This is a genomic window from Actinomyces sp. 432 (assembly GCF_009930875.1).
Lineage (GTDB): Bacteria > Actinomycetota > Actinomycetes > Actinomycetales > Actinomycetaceae > Actinomyces.
This window is the reverse complement of record NZ_CP025249.1, coordinates 533070-550056: the sequence shown is the minus strand read 5'-3', so window position 1 is coordinate 550056 and position 16987 is coordinate 533070. Positions and strand designations below refer to the sequence as shown.

Genomic DNA, 16987 nt, shown 5'->3' with positions numbered 1-16987 from the left:
TGCCAGGGGCGAAACCGCTTGCCGTCATCCTCCTCGCCGGGGACGATGTTCCCGATGCGATCAAATGTAAGCCCGTTCACGGGCGCCACCGCTTCCGGCGGCTTTCGCGGGGCCCGCGGAGCTGCGCCGCGCTCAAGCGTGCCCGCTGCGCGCCGCGCCATCCGAATCGTGCTAGGCGCCGCGCTGCTCGGCGGCATAGCCGCGACCGCAGCCGTACCAACGGCGACCGCCGCACCGCAGGCCGGGCCCCACACCTTCGCCGCTGCCTCCATCGGCCGCGCCGCTAGCACCGTCCCGGCCGAGGTCTCGACCCGCATCGCGAGCCATGTCACGGACGACGCCGGCATCCTCGACGACGACGCGGCGCAGCAGGCGGTCGACCAGTTGGCCGGGGACGGCATTGGCCTGTGGATCGTCACCATGAGCGATGAGTCCCAGACCGCCGAGCAGTACGCCGCCAAGGCCTGGGAAGCCTCCGGGTTCGGCACCACCGACCTGCTGCTGGTGATCAATCTGCCCGCTGATGGCGCCAACAGCTTCGCCTTCGGCGGCTCGGCCGACGACTCGGTGTGGAGTGACTCCAAGCTCGAGTCCGTACGTGGCGACATCCGGCAGGCCCTGTCGAGCGGGGACTACGACGGCGCCGTGACCGCCATCGCGGAAGCCGCCGGCTCCAGTTCGGGCAGCTCGGGCACCGCCCTGGGGGTGGGCGTCGCCGTCCTCGGCGCGGGCGCCGTGGGCGCCGTCGCCTACAACCGCAGCCGCAAGCGGAAGAAGGGCGCCGGCAACGCCGTCCAGCCCGCCGAGCCCCTGGAGCAGCTGCGCACCCGCGCCGGCTCCACCCTGGTGAGCACCGACGACGCCGTGCGCTCGGCCGCCGAGGAGCTGTCCTACGCGCAGGCCCAGTTCGGCCTGTCCGCCACCGACGCCTTCACCGCCGCCCTGGCCACCGCCCAGGAGCAGGTGGCACGGGCCTTCGAGCTGCGCGGCCAGCTGGACGACGCCCCCGGGGACGAGGCCCGCCAGCGGCAGCTGTGCCAGGAGATCCTGTCCCGCTGCGACGAGGCCACTGCCGCCATCCAGGCGCAGGAGGCGGCCTTCAAGGAGCGGCGCGGCATTGAGGAGAACCTGCCCCGCTCCATTGCGGAGACCGCCCAGCGGGCCGACGAGGCGGAGCAGGCCATCACCGCGGCCGACACGCTGCTGGTCACCCTGCACGCCAGTTACCCGGACAGTGCGCTCAGCTCCGTCTCCGAGGCGCCCGCGCGCGCCCGCAAGCTGGTTGATGCGGGCCGAACCGCGCTGGACCAGGCCCGCGCCAGCGTGGACTCCGGCAACCAGTCCACCGCCGTCGAGCAGGTGCGCATCGCCCAGGCCTCGATCGCCCAGGCGGGCGATCTGGCCGGGCAGGTGAGCGGTGTGCGCGAGCGGCTGGAGCGGGCCGACGCCGACCTGGAGGCGGCTATCGCCTCCATCTCCGCCGACCTGGTGGATGCTCGGCGGCTGGCGGGACAGGTGCCCGCGGCATCGCTGCAGCCGCTGGTGGCCGACGCCGAGGCGGCGGTAGCGCAGGGCCGTGCTGCCGCAAATCCCGACGGCGACCCGCTGGCTGCCCTGGACCACCTGGAACGCGCGGAGTCGGCACTTGACGCCGCCCTGGCACCGGCACGGGCGAAGGAGGAGAACGACTCGCGTGCCCGCGCCTCGCTGGTGTCGCGCCTGGGTCGACTCAACTCACAGATCTCCGCCGTGACCTCCTACATCACCAGCTACCGCGGCGCCGTCGGCTCTCCCGCGCGCACCGCCCTGGCAGAGGCCTCCCGGCACGCCGCCGCAGCCACCTCCATGCAGAACACCGACCCGGCGGCGGCGCTGGCCGAGGTCGCCTCCGGGGAGTCGCTGGTGGCGCAGGCGCAGGCCCTGGCAGAGGCGGACGTGCGCCGGTCCGGCTCCTGGGGCCCCGGCTCCGGTGGCTCATCCAGTCAGGGCGGCATCGACCTGGGGTCGCTGGTGCTCGGTGGCATCCTGCTGGGCGGCGGCCGCAACTATGGCGGCTGGGGCACGGGCCCGCGCCCGCCGCATCCGCCGCGCGGCGGCGGATTCAGTGGTGGATTCAGTGGTGGATTCAGTGGCCCGCGAGGAGGCTCTCCTGGCGGCCGCCGCGGAGGCGGCTTCGGCGGCGGCGGAGGGGGTTCCTTCGGGGGCGGCCGTGGCGGCGGCTTCGGCGGTGGCGGCGGCCGCTTCTGAGCCGACCGCCCTACCCGCAAGCCGAACCGCCACGTTGAGCGCCATGGGCCGGGACCTGACCGGATCGGTGATCCTCACGGTGAAACCCGTCATTGTGCAGGAACGCGGCGTCGTTTCCTGGAAGTATGACTCCGGTACTGTGCGGCCGACCCCAGCTCTTGAGCAGTCGCGGCCGCGCGGAGCGCGCTCATAGTCAGCACATACAGTCCGTGCGGATAATCGCACACCGACGCCTCGCCCACCGGGCGAGCATGACGAAGGGAAACACATGGCTGAGAAGCAGTCGATCCTGGGCCGCATCGCCCAGCTCACCCGCGCCAACATCAACGCCCTCATCGACCGCGCCGAGGATCCGGAGAAGATGCTCGACCAGCTGGTGCGCGACTACAAGGCGTCCATCGCCGAGGCGCGCGACGCCGTCGCCCAGACGATCGGCAACCTGCGGCTGGCGGAGAAGGACCACGACGCGGACCTGGCCGAGGCCAGGGACTGGGGCAACAAGGCGCTGGCCGCCTCCCGTAAGGCCGACGAGCTGCGCGCGGGCGGGGACGCCGCCGGGGCCGACAAGTGGGACTCGCTGGCGAAGATCGCGCTGACCAAGCAGATCACCGCCGAGAACGAGGCCAAGCAGGCCGAGCCGATGATCGCCTCCCAGCAGCAGGTCGTCGATCAGCTCAAGACCGGCCTGCAGCAGATGGAGGCCAAGCTCAGTGAGCTCCAGTCCAAGCGCGACCAGCTGGTCGCCCGGCAGAAGAACGCCGAGGCGCAGGTGAAGGTCCAGGGCGCGATCCGCTCGATCAACGTCATGGATCCCACCAGCGAGCTCGCCCGCTACGAGGACCAGGTGCGCCGCGTCGAGGCTCAGGCCGCCGGGCAGATGGAGATTGCCGGAGCCTCCCTGGAGGCCCAGTTCGCCGAGCTGGAGTCCGCCGACCAGCAGCTGGAGGCCGAGGCCCGGCTGGCTGCGCTGAAGGCCGGCAACAACACCGCGCTGCCCGGCGCTCCCGCCGCTGCGCAGATCACCGATGGGGATGTCGACGCCGCTTTCGAGGCGCTCAAGGCCGAAGGCGCTAAGGGCGGCGAGGGCGCGCAGGACGCCGAGACCGACGACGGCGCCTCCTCCTACTGAGCCCGTGCCGGGCAGGCCGTGCGACGGCCTCATACCGGCTCGCGCGTCGGCGCCCGTCCTCCCTCATAGGACGGGCGCCGACGTCGCCTCGGCCATCCAGTCCGCAGCTGACGCTGAGTCGGCATCATCACGCTGGCAGCGCAATCGGCCTGGTCACAGGCCCTGCACCCGTGACTTACGGGAGGCCTTGACCTAACTTGAAGCCATGGGAGCCATGGCCAATCTGCGCATCGACACTGCCCGTGGCATCAACCTAGCCGCCACGATGCGCCTGCCCGATGGCGCCGCCCCATTCGACCCTGACGCATTCGATGACGCCGCCATACGCAGCGGTCAGGCAGTCGAGCCGCGCGAGGAAGGCGTTGTCATCCTCGCCCACGACTTCCTCACCGACCAGCACGGCTTGGAGCACCGTCTGGACAAGCTGGCGGAGCAGTACCGACGCGCGGGCCTGGCCACGCTCCAGTTCGACTTCTCCGGGCTGGGCGAGTCCGACGACGACGTGATCACCCTCGCCGGCGAGATCGAGGACCTCCAAGCGGTATCCGCCTGGCTTGCCAACCGCGGTTACGTCCGCCAGGCGATCCACGCCAACGGCTTCGGCGCCACCGCCGCCCTACTCGCCCGCCCCGCACAGGTGCGCACCGCAGTAGTCGCCGGAGCCGTAGTCGGCCCGCAGTCGATCCTGTGGGAGAACGTCTTCTCCCCCGAGCAGCTCGACGAACTGGACCGGCACGGGCTTACACGCCTACCCGATGACAACCCGAACTCACGCGAGTGGGACGTAGTGAGCAAGGAGACTCTCGCCGATGTCTCGCTCCAGTCGCCCGATAAGACCATGGCGGACCTGCCCTGGCCCATCCTTATGCTGCACGGTGCTCTGAGCGAGGAGATGCCCGACACCGCCGAGGCCGCTGCTGCCGCATTCCCGCTGCTGCCCGAAGGCAGCCGCCTGCATCAGGTGCAGGCAGAGGGAGACGACGCCGCAAACGAGATCGCCCGCCTGAGTACCGAGTGGGTGACCCGCCGCCTGCGGTGAGCCACGCCGCGCACCTGCGCGCCCTCCCGCCCCGCCGAGGTCGGTAGACGTTACGCACCGAGGTCGGTTGGAATCTCCGAGCGCACGGACGCCGCCTGCTTTTCCGCCAGGGCGCCCCCAAGGCGGAAAAACTTCTGTTGGCCAGCTCACACCGCTCGCTTCGATACTCATGCGCACGGAGGACCAAACGCATGAGCACAGCACTGACCGACCTGATCACCGATGATCACGTGATCATCCACCAGCACGTGGCGACCTGGCAGCAGGCGATTGCCGCAGTTGCCCAGCCGCTTCTCGCGGACGGCTCCATCACCGCGGCATATGTCGACTCAATGATCGACGCCGTCGACCGGTTCGGCCCGTACATCGTGCTCTCGCCACATCTGGTCCTCGCTCACGCGCGGCCCGAGACGGGAGTGGTGCGCCAGGCGATGAGCGTCATGACCCTGGCGGACCCCGTCAGTTTCAACCATCCGGAGAACGACCCCGTCGACATTGTCTTCTGCCTGGCGGCCGTCGATGACGACTCCCACCTCAAAGCACTCCGGGAATTCGTTGCCATTGCAGGCAATCGGCCTCTGCAGGAACGGCTGGTAGCAGCCGGCACCGTCGCAGAGTTCCAGCGAATCCTCCGTGGCGGCCGCTGACCCCGTTCTCGCCGCATCCCATCTCACGCCACAAGGTCAAGACACGAAGGAGTATCCCATGACCAGACCACTCGACATCTACTTCATCTGCGGCGCCGGGCTCGGCAGCAGCCTGGCCTGCCAGATGGAGGCCGAAGAGGTCCTCACCGCCGCGGGCGTCCGCGCCAACCTCGGACACGAGGCCATCTCCGGGATTCCTGGCGTGCGCGCGGACATCATCGTCTCCGCGGAGAACTTCAAGCCCACGATCGAGAAGTACGAGCTCGACCCCGGCATCTCGTTCGTGTTCCTGAAGAACATCGTAGACAAGACCGAGATTGCCGCCAAGCTCCTCCCGGTCGTGCAGGAGAAGGCGGCCCAGGCATGAGCGTAATCAACTGGATTATCAACAACGTCCTCACCCAGGCCGGGATCATCATCGGCCTGATCGCCATGCTCGGCCTCATCCTGCAGAAAAAGGGCGTCGGCGCAGTCATCATGGGCACGTTCAAGACCATTCTCGGCTTCTACGTGCTCTCGGCGGGATCCGCCGTGCTGGTCACCACGCTGACCTACTTCGGCGTGATGTTCCAGGCGGCATTCCACACCACCGGAATCGTGCCGAGCATTGAGGCCGTCAACGGCTACGCCACCAACAACATGGGCCTGGGCGGACAGATCGCACTGGCGTTCCTAGGCATTTTCATCGTCAACATCCTGCTGGCGCGCTTCACGCCGTGGAAGTACATCTTCCTCACCGGCCAAGCCCTGCTGTGGATGTCCACCATGACCGTCATCTTCGGCTACGCCGCCGGACTGCGCGGCGCCGGGCTCATCCTGGCCGCCAGCGTGGTGGGCGGCTTCTTCTGCGTCGCCATGCCCGCCCTGGCGCAGCCCATCGTGCGCCGCATCACCGGCAACGACGCGATCGCACTGGGGCACTTCTGCACCATCGGTTACCTCGTAGAGGCGGGAGTCGCCTGGCTCGTGCGCAAGCGCAACGTCGAGAAGCAGCCCTCCACGGAGGACATCAAGCTCCCCCGCTCGCTGGAGTTCCTGCAGGACACCTACATGTCCCTCGCCGTGGTGATGACTCCCCTGTTCCTGATCGTCGCGGCAGTGGCCGGCCCCGAACCGGTGGCGGACGACGTCGGCACCATGAACTACATGATGTACGCCTTCCTGCAGTCCATCCAGTTCGTCGTCGGCGTCTACGTGCTGATGGCCGGTGTGCGGCTGCTGCTGGGCGAGATCGTCCCCGCCTTCCGCGGCATCTCCATGAAGCTGGTGCCCGACTCCAAACCCGCGCTGGACTGCCCGGTGCTGTTCCCCTACGCCCCAAACGCGGTGGTCATCGGCTTCATCACCACCACGATCGGCACCCTGATCGCCATGGTGGCCCTTCCGGCCGTCGGTTTCGCGGTGATCGTGCCCGGCATGCTCACGAACTTCTTCGCGGGCGGCACCGCCGGCATCTTCGGCAACACCGTCGGCGGGCGCCGCGGCGCCATCATCGGCGGCGTGGTGCATGGCCTGTTCATCACGCTGCTGCCGGCGCTGTTGGTGACCACCTTCATGAACCTGGGCTTCCCCAACCTGTCCGCGACCGACGTCGACACCATCACCGCCGGACTGCTGTTCGCCTACATCGTCCGCCCGATCATGAACGCACTGTGAGGCCTACGAGATGAGACTATTCCGCAGAAACCGCAGCCAGGATGAGCGCCGGTCCGCGCAGCCCGCCGACGCCGTCGAGGCAGGCAAGCCCGCCGCGAGCCCCGCGGCACCCGCCGCCGACGACCAGGAGGCCCTGCGCGAACGCGCCGCCGCACTGGCCGCACAACTTGAGGAACAGGCCGATCCAGAGGCGCGGATCAAACTCCTCAACGAACTCGGCGGCGTCCAGCAGGAACTGGGCGATGCCACCGCCGCCATCGGCAGCTACGAGGCCTCCATGGCGATCCGCGAGCAGTTCGGCCCGGCCTACAACGGCCTGCTCACGCTTTACAACGACCAGTTGAAGCAGGCAGCCAAGGCCCGCGACGACGCCGCCATCCAGCAGTGGACCGTGAAGCTCGACGAGCTGACCGCCCTGTCAAAGCGAGTCATGCGCTCGCAGTTCTAAGCATGCGCCGCGCCGCGCACAGGGCGCATCGCCCGCGGTAGCCCGCAGTAATCGTTCACCCGTCAAGTCCCAAAAGGAAACAACCAATGTATATCCCCATCACCCCGATGCTCGCCGAGGCCCAGCGCGTGGGTTACACCGTCGGCGCCTTCAACGCCCACAACTTAGAAATGGTCCCAGCCATGATTCGCGCCGCCCGCGATCTGGGCTCCCCGATCATCATCCAGACCTCGCCCGGCACCGCCCGCTATGTGGGCATGAAGAACCTGGTGGCGGTGTGCCGGGCGATGGCCGAGGACGAGATCGTCGACGTCGCCCTGCACCTGGACCACGCCACCGACCTGACCGATATCCGCAACGCCATCGCGGCCGGGTACTCCTCGGTCATGTTTGACGGCTCCCAGCTGCCCTTCACCGAGAACGTGGCCAAGTCGCGCCGCGTCGTCGCCTTCGCCCACGAGCACGGGGTCTCCGTGGAAGCAGAGATCGGCACCATCGGCGGCACCGAGGAGGGCATCCGCAACCGTGAGGGCAAGTACACCCAGCCGGAGGAGGCCCAGCAGTTCCTAGCCGAGGTCGACTGCGACGCGCTCGCCGTCAGCATCGGCACCAACCACGGCCAGTTCAAGTCGAAGACCCGGATCGACCTGGACCTGCTGGGCCGCATCAACAACGCCGTCGACGTGCCCCTGGTGGTACATGGCGGCACCGGCGTAGACGAGGCGGATTACCCCGAGCTGACCGCCAAGGGCATCCGCAAGTTCAACGTCGGCACCGAGCTGCTGGTCGGCTGGACCCGCAAAGCGCAGGAGACATTCGGGGCCACCAAGGTCAACAGCTCACTGCGCAACAACATCGTGCCCTGCAACGACGTCGTCGGCGAGATCGTCGCCCACAAGATCGCGCTGTTCATGGGGCGTCGTCCCGAATGAACCCGGCGGACTACGAGGCTGCGGTGAGGGGAGCAATCCTGGTCCTGGTCGCGGGCCTGCCCGGCACCGGCAAGAGCTACTTGTGCGCGCGTATAAGGGAACGCTTCCCGGGCTGCACGCAGGTGTCCATTGACGACATCAAGGAGAAGCTGTGGGAGGAGCACGGGTTCGACGACCTCGAGCAGAAGCAGGCCCTGGAGCGCAGAGCACTAGGGATCTTCTTCGATGAGATTGAAGCCGCGTTGAGTCCTGCCCCGCGCAGTAGGGTCATGCATGACGACTCACACGGTCCGATGGTGCTGTCCGATTACCCGTTCAGCGTGAAGCAGCTGCCGACGCTGCAGACGCTGTGCGAGCGCCACGGCGCCACCGCGCTGACAATCCGCCTGACCGCCGACCTGGAGGTGCTGTTTGAACGCCAGCAGCGGCGAGACCTGGATCCCTCACGGCATCTGGGCCACATCGTCGACCGGTACCATCGCGGCGACTCGCTCACGGATCGCAGCAGGGCCAGCGGCCTGCTGACCCGTGAGGAGTTCTACCGGCGCTGCACCACGCGCGGATACGACACCTTCCGGCTCGGCGAACTGCTGGAGGTGGACGCCACGGACCTGGACGCCGTTGATCATAAGGCGATCCTCGACTGGATCGCCGCACGGAGCTGAACCGTCATGACGAGTTTCGAGGATCTGCTGCAGATCCTCTCCGAGGAGCCACGTCCCTTCTCCTCCGGCGAGCTCGCGGCGCGGTTGGGAGTGTCCACCCGCACCATCCGCAACTACGTGACCGCCGCCAGTGAGCACTACGGGCGGGTGATCGCCTCATCGCACTCCGGCTACCGCCTGGATGCGTGCGCCTTAGCGCGGGTACGCCTACGGCCGGCGCCGGCCGGGCCTCGGGACGACGGTCCTGAGGCCCGGCTGGCACACATCCTGCGCGTGCTGGTCGCCGCCCAGGGTCCAGTGAGCGTATTTGACCTGGCGGAACAGCTGCACGTATCCGAGTCCACGATCGAGGCCGACCTGGGCAAGGCCCGGCCGCTGGTGGCCCAGTTCGGCCTACGTCTGGCCCGCGACCACGAGCGGCTGTCGCTTCAGGGAGAGGAGCCCGCGCAGCGCCGCCTCATGCGGCGCATCCTCACTGGGGCCGCCGTGCGCCGGCCCCAGTTCATCGACGTCGAAGAAGTCGCTCACCGTCTCCAGGAGCCGGAACTGCTCGGCTTCAAGAAGCAGCTGCGTGAGGTACTGGATGACTTTCAGCTTTCCATCAACGAGTGGACGGCCGACGAACTGGTCGCCCACATCGCCATCATGGTGGACCGGGTGCGACATGGGCGCTCCGTGGACGCTTCCCGCCTGACGCCCGATGACGCACTCGCCCCGGTGTCCCGTGCGGTGAGCGAACTGGTGGCGAGAGTCTTCGGGGTGCAGGTGCCGGAGCGGGAGGTCGCCTACCTGGCGCTCCTGCTGCTGACCAAGGCCGCCCCCGCCTATCCGGAGGAGACGTCCAGCCCGGAGGTCAGGGCCTTCCTCGACGAGCACTACCTGGCCATGGTCACCCGGATCGTTGCGAAGCTCAACAACAACTACCTGGTGGACTTGTCCGACGAGCGTTTCATCGCTTTTCTCGCCATGCATGTGCGCAGCCTGGTGCAGCGGGCCGCGCAGCATGGCTCGGCGCGGATTCCCGTGGGGCAGTCTGTGAAGAACACTCACCCGCTGGTACATGAGCTGGCCGTGTTCATCGCCCGGCATATTCAGCTGGAGACCGGTATCGAGGTCAGTGAGGACGAGATCGGCTTCATCGCCTTCCACGTGGGCGGGCGCCTGCTGTCCATGCATGCGCAGGACGACGAGGTTGCCGTCGCCGTCGTCGTCCCCCGCTACTACGATGTCCACGTCTCCCTGGCACACGCCGTGGAGGCCGCGGTGGCGGGAACCGGGCGCGTGGACCGGGTGATCACGGATGTCGAGGACGTCGGGCCCGACCTGTCTGCCGACCTGATTGTCACGACGGTGCCGCTGCCCCGTGCGCCCGATGTGCCGGTGATCCGGACGGGGCTGCTGCTCACGGACGCAGACCTGGAGCGGATTCGGGAGATGACGGCGAACATTGCTGCCGGCCACAAGCGCTTCAAGGCCGCCGCGTGGCTGACCACGGTGATGGAGCCGGAGTTGTTCACCCGGATCCCGGGCGGGCAGGATCGCGATACGGCCCTGGAAACCGCGGCGAGTCTGCTCGCCCGTGCCGGTGCTGTTGGCCCGGAGTTTCTCGATCAGGTCAAGGAGCGGGAGCGGTTATCGACCACGGCCTTCGCCTCCGGTGCCGCGATCCCGCACACGATCGAGATGACCGCCGCGCGCACCGCGATTGCCGTGTGCCTGGCCGACCGTCCCGTCGACTGGGGCGGCACGCCGGTCAAGCTCATCGCCATGCTGTGCCTGTCCGCTGACAGCCGGGACGCCTTCGGGGATGTGTTCGACGCCGTGATCAAGGCGCTGGTGGATCCCGCCAAGGTCGCCCGCCTGGCCGCGGCCGACTCCTACGACGCCTTCGTGGCCACCATGCTGGACATGCTCTGAGCCGGGCGGGGTGTTTGCCGTGGTCTGTTGTGTCGCGGGACAACCAGGCACGTCCCTGTCACTAGATGCACCACATTCGCGTGCCCGGATGCTCATCCTCCCTGCCAAAGCCGCGGATTCATGCGGCTGTGCTGTCGCGTCCCGAACCCGACCGAGTGGAAAGTGGTGCAATACGTGACAGCTGCGAGCGTCCTCGGGCATTCGCGCGCGTCTAGCGCCAGGAAATCACGCGCAACGAGGATGATGTCGGCGTCTCCACCCCATATCGACCGACCTCGGCACGTAAGATCGACCGACCTCGGTGAGGGGAGGGGCGGGGATGAACGGGGATGGGGGACAATAGGCGGCCTGATGAGTGACAACGAGCGACCAACCCGGCGCGCGGACCGCCCTGAAGCCGGCAGCAACAACGGCGATGGCAGGAGAGGGCGGCGTTCACGAGGGGCCCGCCGCGGGCGCGGCCGGCGCCAGTGGCGGGGCTTCACCCCCGAGCAGCTCGAGTCCCGCCGCGCCGCCGTCCCGGTGATCACCTACCCGGAGGAACTGCCCGTAAGCGCCCGCCGCGAGGAGATCGCCGCCGCCATTCGCGATAACCAGGTAGTGATCGTGGCCGGCGAGACCGGCTCCGGCAAGACCACCCAGCTGCCCAAGATCTGCCTCGAGCTCGGCCGCGGCATCACCGGCATGATCGGTCATACCCAGCCGCGCCGCATCGCCGCCCGCTCGGTGGCCGAACGCATCGCCTACGAGCTGTCCACCCCCATCGGCCCGGACGGCGTGGTCGGCTACCAGGTGCGCTTCACCGAGGAGACCGGCCCGGGCACACTGGTCAAGCTCATGACCGACGGCATCCTGCTGGCGGAGATCCAGTCCGACCCGCTGCTGCGCCGCTACGACACGATCATCGTGGATGAGGCGCACGAGCGCAGCCTCAACATCGACTTCATCCTCGGCTACCTGGCCCGGCTCCTCCCCCAGCGCCCGGACCTGAAGGTCATCATCACCTCCGCCACCATCGACTCCGAGCGCTTCGCCGCCCACTTCGGCCAGGCCGCGCCCGCCGCACAGGACCCTCCGCCCGCCGCGCAGGAGGCCCCACCCGCCGGAGGCGGCCGCGCCGACGCCGCCACCCGCCCCGACAGTTCCAGCCGCCCGGCGGGGCCCTCCCGATCACCGGCGCCGGTGATCGAGGTGTCCGGGCGCACCTACCCGGTGGAGATCCGCTACCGACCGCTCGTGCCGGACCCCGCGGACCCCGATGCTGCCGCCACCATCTCCGGCGCCCAGGACTCCTCCCCCGCCGCCCGGGGACGTCAGGGCACCGGGGCTACGCCCCCGCGCCAGAGACCGAGCGCGACCAGGTCACCGGCATCCTCGACGCCGTCGACGAGCTCATGGCGGCCGGCAGCGGCGACATCCTGGTCTTCCTGGCCGGTGAGCGGGACATTCGCGACACCGAGTCGGCCCTCATTGACCATCTGGGGCCGCGCTACACGCCGCACGGGCGCACCGCCACGCCCGGCGCGGTCGAGGTGGTGCCGCTGTTCTCCCGCCTGTCCGCCGCCGAGCAGCACCGCGTGTTCGAGGCGCACGCCTGCCGCCGCATCGTGCTGGCCACCAACGTGGCCGAGACCTCCCTGACCGTGCCCGGCATCCGCTACGTCATCGACCCCGGGCTGGCGCGCATATCCCGCTACTCCAACCGCACCAAGGTGCAGCGCCTGCCGATCGAGCCGATCAGTCGGGCCAGCGCCAACCAGCGCTCCGGGCGGTGCGGACGCGTCGCCGACGGCATCGCCATCCGCCTGTACTCCCAGACCGACTTCGAATCGCGCCCGGAGTACACCGAACCGGAGATCCTGCGCACCTCCCTGGCCTCGGTGATTCTGCAAATGGCCGCGCTCGGTCTGGGGGACGTGCAGGACTTTCCCTTCCTGGACGCCCCCGACTCCCGCGCCGTACGCGACGGCCTCCAGCTGCTGGGCGAGATCGGCGCCATCGAGACGGCCGGCGCCGGAACCGGACGGCGACGGCGGAGCGGCCGGGGCGGCAGCGTCGGCGGGCCACGTCTGACCGAAGTGGGCCGGCGCCTGGCCCGCCTGCCCATCGACCCGCGGCTGGGGCGCATGCTGCTTCAGGCCGGTGAGCTCGGCTGCGTCAGCGAGGTCATGGTGATCGTGGCTGCGCTGTCCATGCAGGACGTGCGCGAGCGCCCGGCCGACCACCAGGAGGCGGCCGACGCCCTGCACCGGCGCTTCGCCGAGCCGACCAGTGACTTCCTGACCTATCTGAACCTGTGGCGCTACCTGCGCACCCAGCAGCGCGACCTGTCCGGCTCCGCCTTCCGGCGCATGTGCCGGGCCGAGTTCCTCCACTACCTGCGGGTGCGCGAGTGGCAGGACGTGTACAACCAGCTGCGGCAGCTCGCCCGCCCGCTGGGGCTCGCCGCCGCCCCCGTGGACCTGCCCACCGCGAGCGCCGTGCGCGCGGCCGCCGCCGGCCTGGAGCCGGGCACGCAGGCGGCAACCATCGCCCACGGGGACGTGGCGGCCGCCGTCGTCGCCCTGGGGCGCAGTGCGGACACGCCCAGCGCCGACGCCATCCACCGCTCCCTGCTGGTGGGACTGCTTTCCAACGTGGGTACCTGGGATGAGCGCCGCCGCGAGTATGCGGGCGCGCGCGGCAGCCACTTCGTGATCTGGCCGGGCTCGGGGCTGCGGCGCAAGAGCTACGACTGGGTGATGACGGCGGAGCTGGTGGAGACCTCCCGCTTGTTCGCGCGCACCGTCGCCAAGGTGGACGCCCGCTGGATCGAGGAGGCGGCCGGGGCGGCTGGGCTGCTGCACCGCGTGTACGGGGAGCCGTACTGGTCCACGCGCCGCGGCGCCGCGATGGTGCACGAGAAGCTGCTGCTGTACGGGATGACGCTGGTGGCCGACCGCCCTGCCACGCTCGCCTCGGTGGGTACGGCCGATGCGCGCGAGTTGGCGCGGGAGATGTTCATCCGCTCCGGGCTGGTGGAGGGCGGCTGGCACGCCCGGCACGGGTTCGTGGAGCGTAACCGGGCGCTGCTGGAGGAGCTGGCCGACGTCGAGCAGCGACGCCGGGAGCACGGGCTGCTGGCCGGCGACGAGGCCCTGTTCGACTTCTACGACGACCGCCTACCCGACGACGTCTACGGCGCGAACGACTTCGACGCCTGGTGGAAGCGGGAGCGCCACAACCGTCCCGACCTGTTCGACTTCACCCGCGAGCTGCTGCTGCCCGGCGGGGACGACACCGCCGGCTACCCCGACACCTGGGCACAGGGGGATCTCACTCTCGGCCTGGAGTACGTCTTCGAGCCGGGTGCCCCAAATGACGGGGTGAGCGTGCTGGTTCCGGTGGAGGTGCTGGGGCGCCTGGAGCCGTCGGGCTTTGACTGGCTGGTTCCCGGGCTGCGGCCCGAGCTGGTGGTGGACACCATCCGCGCCCTGCCCAAGCGGGTGCGTCGTGCGCTGGTGCCCGCGCCCGACGTCGGGGCGCAGGTGTGGGAGGCGATCCGCCGGGAGGTGACTGGTGCGGCCGGGGGCGCGGGGGCGCCGTCGGCGCCGCAGGTACCCTTCCGCGAGGCCTTCGCGGATGCGGTGCTGCGGTTGCGGCAAGTGGAGATCACCGAGGCCGACTGGGAGGAGGCCGCCGAGCGGCTGCCCGACCACCTGCGCATGGCCTTCGTGGCGGTGGACGGCGCTGGCCGGGAGCTGGATCGGGACAAGGACCTGGTGTTGTTGCAGCGCCGTCAGGCGGGCCGCACCGAGGCGGCTGTGCGCGACGCCGTACACGGGGCGATCGCGCAGGCCATGGCTGATGCGCAGCGGACGCAGGGGCGACGCCGAGGCGGGCGTGGCAAGCGGCGCGGCGCGGGCACGGTCGCGCCGGGAAGCGCCCGGGGCGGCGTCGGCGGTCACGCCACGGGAGCGTCGAGCGGTGGTGCGAAGGGGATGCGCAGCGTCGGGCCGGGCCTGGCCGAGCGCGCGGGGCTGACGGACTGGCCCAAGGGCGTCACCGGCCTGGAGGGCCCGGATCGCTCCACCATTCCGGCCACAATTGAGACCCCGGGCACGGCAGGGCTGGTGGTGCGCGGCTACCCGGCCCTGGTGGCTACCGGTGCGCGCCGCGCGGATCTGCGGATCCTGCCCGACGCCGTCGCCCAGGAGCGCGCGCACGGTGCTGGAGTGACGGCGCTGGTGCTGGCGCGTACCGCCCTGCCCACGGCCCGCATCACCTCCCGGTGGAACCCCACGGAGACGCTGACGCTGGCGGCCAGCCCCTACCGGAGCACCGAGGCGCTGGTGGAGGACATGCAGCTGGCTGCCGCCCGGGTGGTTGCCGGTCGGTGGGCTGCCGCGCGGCGCACCTCCCTGGCGGGCGTGCGGGAGGAGGCAGTGTTCGAGGAGCTGGTGGCCGTCTTGCGGCAGGAGCTGGAGGATGAGGTCTACCGCGTAGCGCAGATCGCCGCCAAGACACTGGCCGCCCAGCGGGAGGTGGAGCGGGAGGTGTCGGCCCACACCTCGCTAGCGCTGCTGAATACGCTGCAGCAGGTGCGCGAGCATGCGGCGGCGCTGGTGAAGGACGGTTTCATCGCCGCCACCCCGCCGGAGCAGCTCCCGCACCTGCCCCGGTACTTGAGAGCGCTGGCGATGCGGGTGTCCAAGGCGGAGTCCTCCCCCAGCCAGGATGCGGCACTCGCCTACCAGGTAGAGCAGGCCGAGCAGCTTTTATCCGATGCCCGGGCCCGGGCCGCGGCGCTTCCGGCGGACCCCGAGCGGGAGGCCGCGCTGGTCGAGGCGCGCTGGCTGATCGAGGAGTTGCGCGTGAGCCTGTTCGCGCAGACGCTCGGCACCGCCCGCAAGGTCAGCGTGCAGCGCATCAGCAAGCTGCTGGCGAAGATATGAGCGGAGCCGGTCCCGCGGGGCCCGCGCATGTGGGGCCCGTGCAGATGTCTGCACGGCGGTCTCGCCTATGACCAGTTCACGTGTTCAGTCGGCATTGATCGCGTCTATGGCGGCATTTCCTGACCGCCTGAATAGCCCCGCCTCTAGTTAGCACTGATCGCGTCTATGGCGGTCTTGGCGGTCTTCAGGTCGGCCCCGGTGCGTTCGCGGTAGGCCTTGATCGCCGCTATCGGCTTTCCGGCTGCTGCCAACTCGATCTCGTCCGGGTTCGGTGGCGGGAAAGAGGAGGAAGGTCCGGCGGCTGGGGAGGCGACGGCCGGGGCGCGGCCCGCCGCGAGTTCAGCGGACGCCGCGTCAATCGCGGTCTTGGCGGCCTTCAGGCCCAGTCCGGTCCGCTCGCGGTAGGCCTTGATCGCCGCTATCGGCTGACCACTGGTGATGAGATCCAGTTCCTCGGCTGAGACTTCGGCCGCCCCGATGCCGGTATCCGCCCCGGCGGGCATGCTCGCAGCGGCGGTGTTGCCCCTGACTGCGTCGACGATGGGCGCGGGCGCCGACGTGGCCTTGGACTTATCGCGTCCGAAGAGCCAGGAGAACAGGCCGGTACGTGGAGCGTCACTCATAGCAGCGCAGCCTAGATTATGCGGGTCGCCGTCGGCGCGGATTCTGCCGGACAGGCGCCTGGAGTGTCCTAAACGATGACAAACGAGGTAGGCGGGCGTCGACGTCCGCGAAAAAACCTTGGAATCATGCGGGTACCAGATCAGGCCCGGAGTGCAGGGCGGGTGTTTGTCATCAATTTTGACAACTAGCGAGCATCTCCGCACCCCCGCGGGGCTTCTGCCGCGCGTTGAGGCACACCGCCACGCGGCACTCACCCGGCAACCGCCACAGTCCATGGCCCCGCTGATGCTGAGCGATCACGAGCCCGGCCGTCGAAGTGAGTACCGCTGCCGTCGCCAGCACCACGGAGACGATGATGAACGCACTCACCGTGTGGGCGGCATCGGTCATGTCGCTGCGGATGGGAACGCCCCACTGGTTGACGCCGGTGGCCGCGGACGCAGACAACAGCGAGCCGCGCATGACCATGAATTGGCCGGATACGCACGCCCCGGCCACAACCGCGACCACGCAGGCCCAGGTCTAGGAGGAGGCGTGACGCCGCAGGTCGGCTAGCAGTAGGTGCATCATTGCGTCGCGCCCGCCCCTCGAGTGTGCAGAACGGCTCGGCCGACGGCGTCACCGCCCGGTATCACAGCCATGAGGCGACCCGCTGCCGCTCCCCGCCGCTGAGTTCGTGGGGCAGGTGGCGGTCCTGGCCGGTCACCCCCAGTCGTTCCAGGGCCGCATCGACGGCGGCAACGTCCGCC

Annotated in this window: 13 protein-coding genes and 1 pseudogene; 12 read left to right on the top strand and 2 right to left on the bottom strand. The window is 69.5% G+C overall.

Going from position 1 to position 16987, the window contains the following annotated elements; all coding sequences use genetic code 11:
* The first annotated feature begins 54 nt into the window (after positions 1 to 54).
* The 12 genes and pseudogenes from CWT12_RS02255 to CWT12_RS02205 all read left to right on the top strand — a co-directional run bounded on the left by CWT12_RS02255 (position 55) and on the right by CWT12_RS02205 (position 15614).
* Entirely contained in the window at positions 55 to 2247 is a 2193-nt protein-coding gene (locus tag CWT12_RS02255) for a TPM domain-containing protein (RefSeq protein WP_161923544.1), read from the top strand.
* 268 nt (positions 2248 to 2515) lie between these two features.
* A complete protein-coding gene (locus tag CWT12_RS02250; RefSeq protein WP_161923543.1) occupies positions 2516 to 3376 on the top strand; it encodes a PspA/IM30 family protein in 861 nt (286 codons plus the stop codon).
* Between the two features lie 214 nt (positions 3377 to 3590).
* Positions 3591 to 4415: an alpha/beta hydrolase family protein gene (locus CWT12_RS02245; protein ID WP_161925242.1), complete on the top strand. Its 825-nt coding sequence runs from the start codon at positions 3591 to 3593 to the stop codon at positions 4413 to 4415.
* 191 nt (positions 4416 to 4606) lie between these two features.
* On the top strand, positions 4607 to 5062 hold the full coding sequence (locus tag CWT12_RS02240; RefSeq protein WP_161923542.1) for a PTS sugar transporter subunit IIA: 456 nt from the start codon (positions 4607 to 4609) through the stop codon (positions 5060 to 5062).
* A gap of 58 nt (positions 5063 to 5120) precedes the next feature.
* Positions 5121 to 5429: a PTS sugar transporter subunit IIB gene (locus CWT12_RS02235; protein ID WP_161923541.1), complete on the top strand. Its 309-nt coding sequence runs from the start codon at positions 5121 to 5123 to the stop codon at positions 5427 to 5429.
* Positions 5426 to 6718 carry a PTS sugar transporter subunit IIC gene (locus CWT12_RS02230; RefSeq protein WP_161923540.1) on the top strand — a complete coding sequence of 431 codons (1293 nt, stop codon included), beginning with the start codon at positions 5426 to 5428 and terminating at the stop codon, positions 6716 to 6718. The genes CWT12_RS02235 and CWT12_RS02230 overlap by 4 nt, the downstream gene beginning before the upstream one ends.
* A 10-nt stretch (positions 6719 to 6728) precedes the next feature.
* On the top strand, positions 6729 to 7166 hold the full coding sequence (locus CWT12_RS02225) for a hypothetical protein (protein WP_161923539.1): 438 nt from the start codon (positions 6729 to 6731) through the stop codon (positions 7164 to 7166).
* Positions 7167 to 7252: 86 nt separating this feature from the next.
* Positions 7253 to 8098 (top strand): class II fructose-bisphosphate aldolase, encoded by an 846-nt coding sequence (locus CWT12_RS02220; RefSeq protein WP_161923538.1) that lies wholly within the window; start codon positions 7253 to 7255, stop codon positions 8096 to 8098.
* 23 nt (positions 8099 to 8121) lie between these two features.
* A complete protein-coding gene (locus CWT12_RS02215; protein ID WP_202616250.1) occupies positions 8122 to 8763 on the top strand; it encodes an AAA family ATPase in 642 nt (213 codons plus the stop codon).
* Between the two features lie 6 nt (positions 8764 to 8769).
* Positions 8770 to 10680 carry a BglG family transcription antiterminator gene (locus CWT12_RS02210; protein ID WP_161923536.1) on the top strand — a complete coding sequence of 637 codons (1911 nt, stop codon included), beginning with the start codon at positions 8770 to 8772 and terminating at the stop codon, positions 10678 to 10680.
* 120 nt (positions 10681 to 10800) lie between these two features.
* Positions 10801 to 11643, top strand: a pseudogene (locus CWT12_RS14625) (hypothetical protein); the annotation flags it as partial.
* 431 nt (positions 11644 to 12074) lie between these two features.
* The gene (locus CWT12_RS02205) at positions 12075 to 15614 is read left to right on the top strand and encodes a DUF3418 domain-containing protein (RefSeq protein WP_442862538.1); all 3540 of its coding nucleotides are present in this window, start codon (positions 12075 to 12077) and stop codon (positions 15612 to 15614) included.
* A 143-nt stretch (positions 15615 to 15757) separates the two neighbouring features.
* Here CWT12_RS02205 and CWT12_RS02200 read toward each other — a convergent pair whose 3' ends face one another.
* Together CWT12_RS02200 and CWT12_RS02195 are read right to left on the bottom strand one after the other, a co-directional pair.
* The gene (locus tag CWT12_RS02200; protein WP_161923535.1) at positions 15758 to 16237 is read right to left on the bottom strand and encodes a hypothetical protein; all 480 of its coding nucleotides are present in this window, start codon (positions 16235 to 16237) and stop codon (positions 15758 to 15760) included.
* A gap of 172 nt (positions 16238 to 16409) precedes the next feature.
* Positions 16410 to 16748, bottom strand: coding sequence for a hypothetical protein (locus CWT12_RS02195; RefSeq protein ID WP_161923534.1), 339 nt, complete (start codon positions 16746 to 16748; stop codon positions 16410 to 16412).
* Between the last annotated feature and the right edge of the window lie 239 nt (positions 16749 to 16987).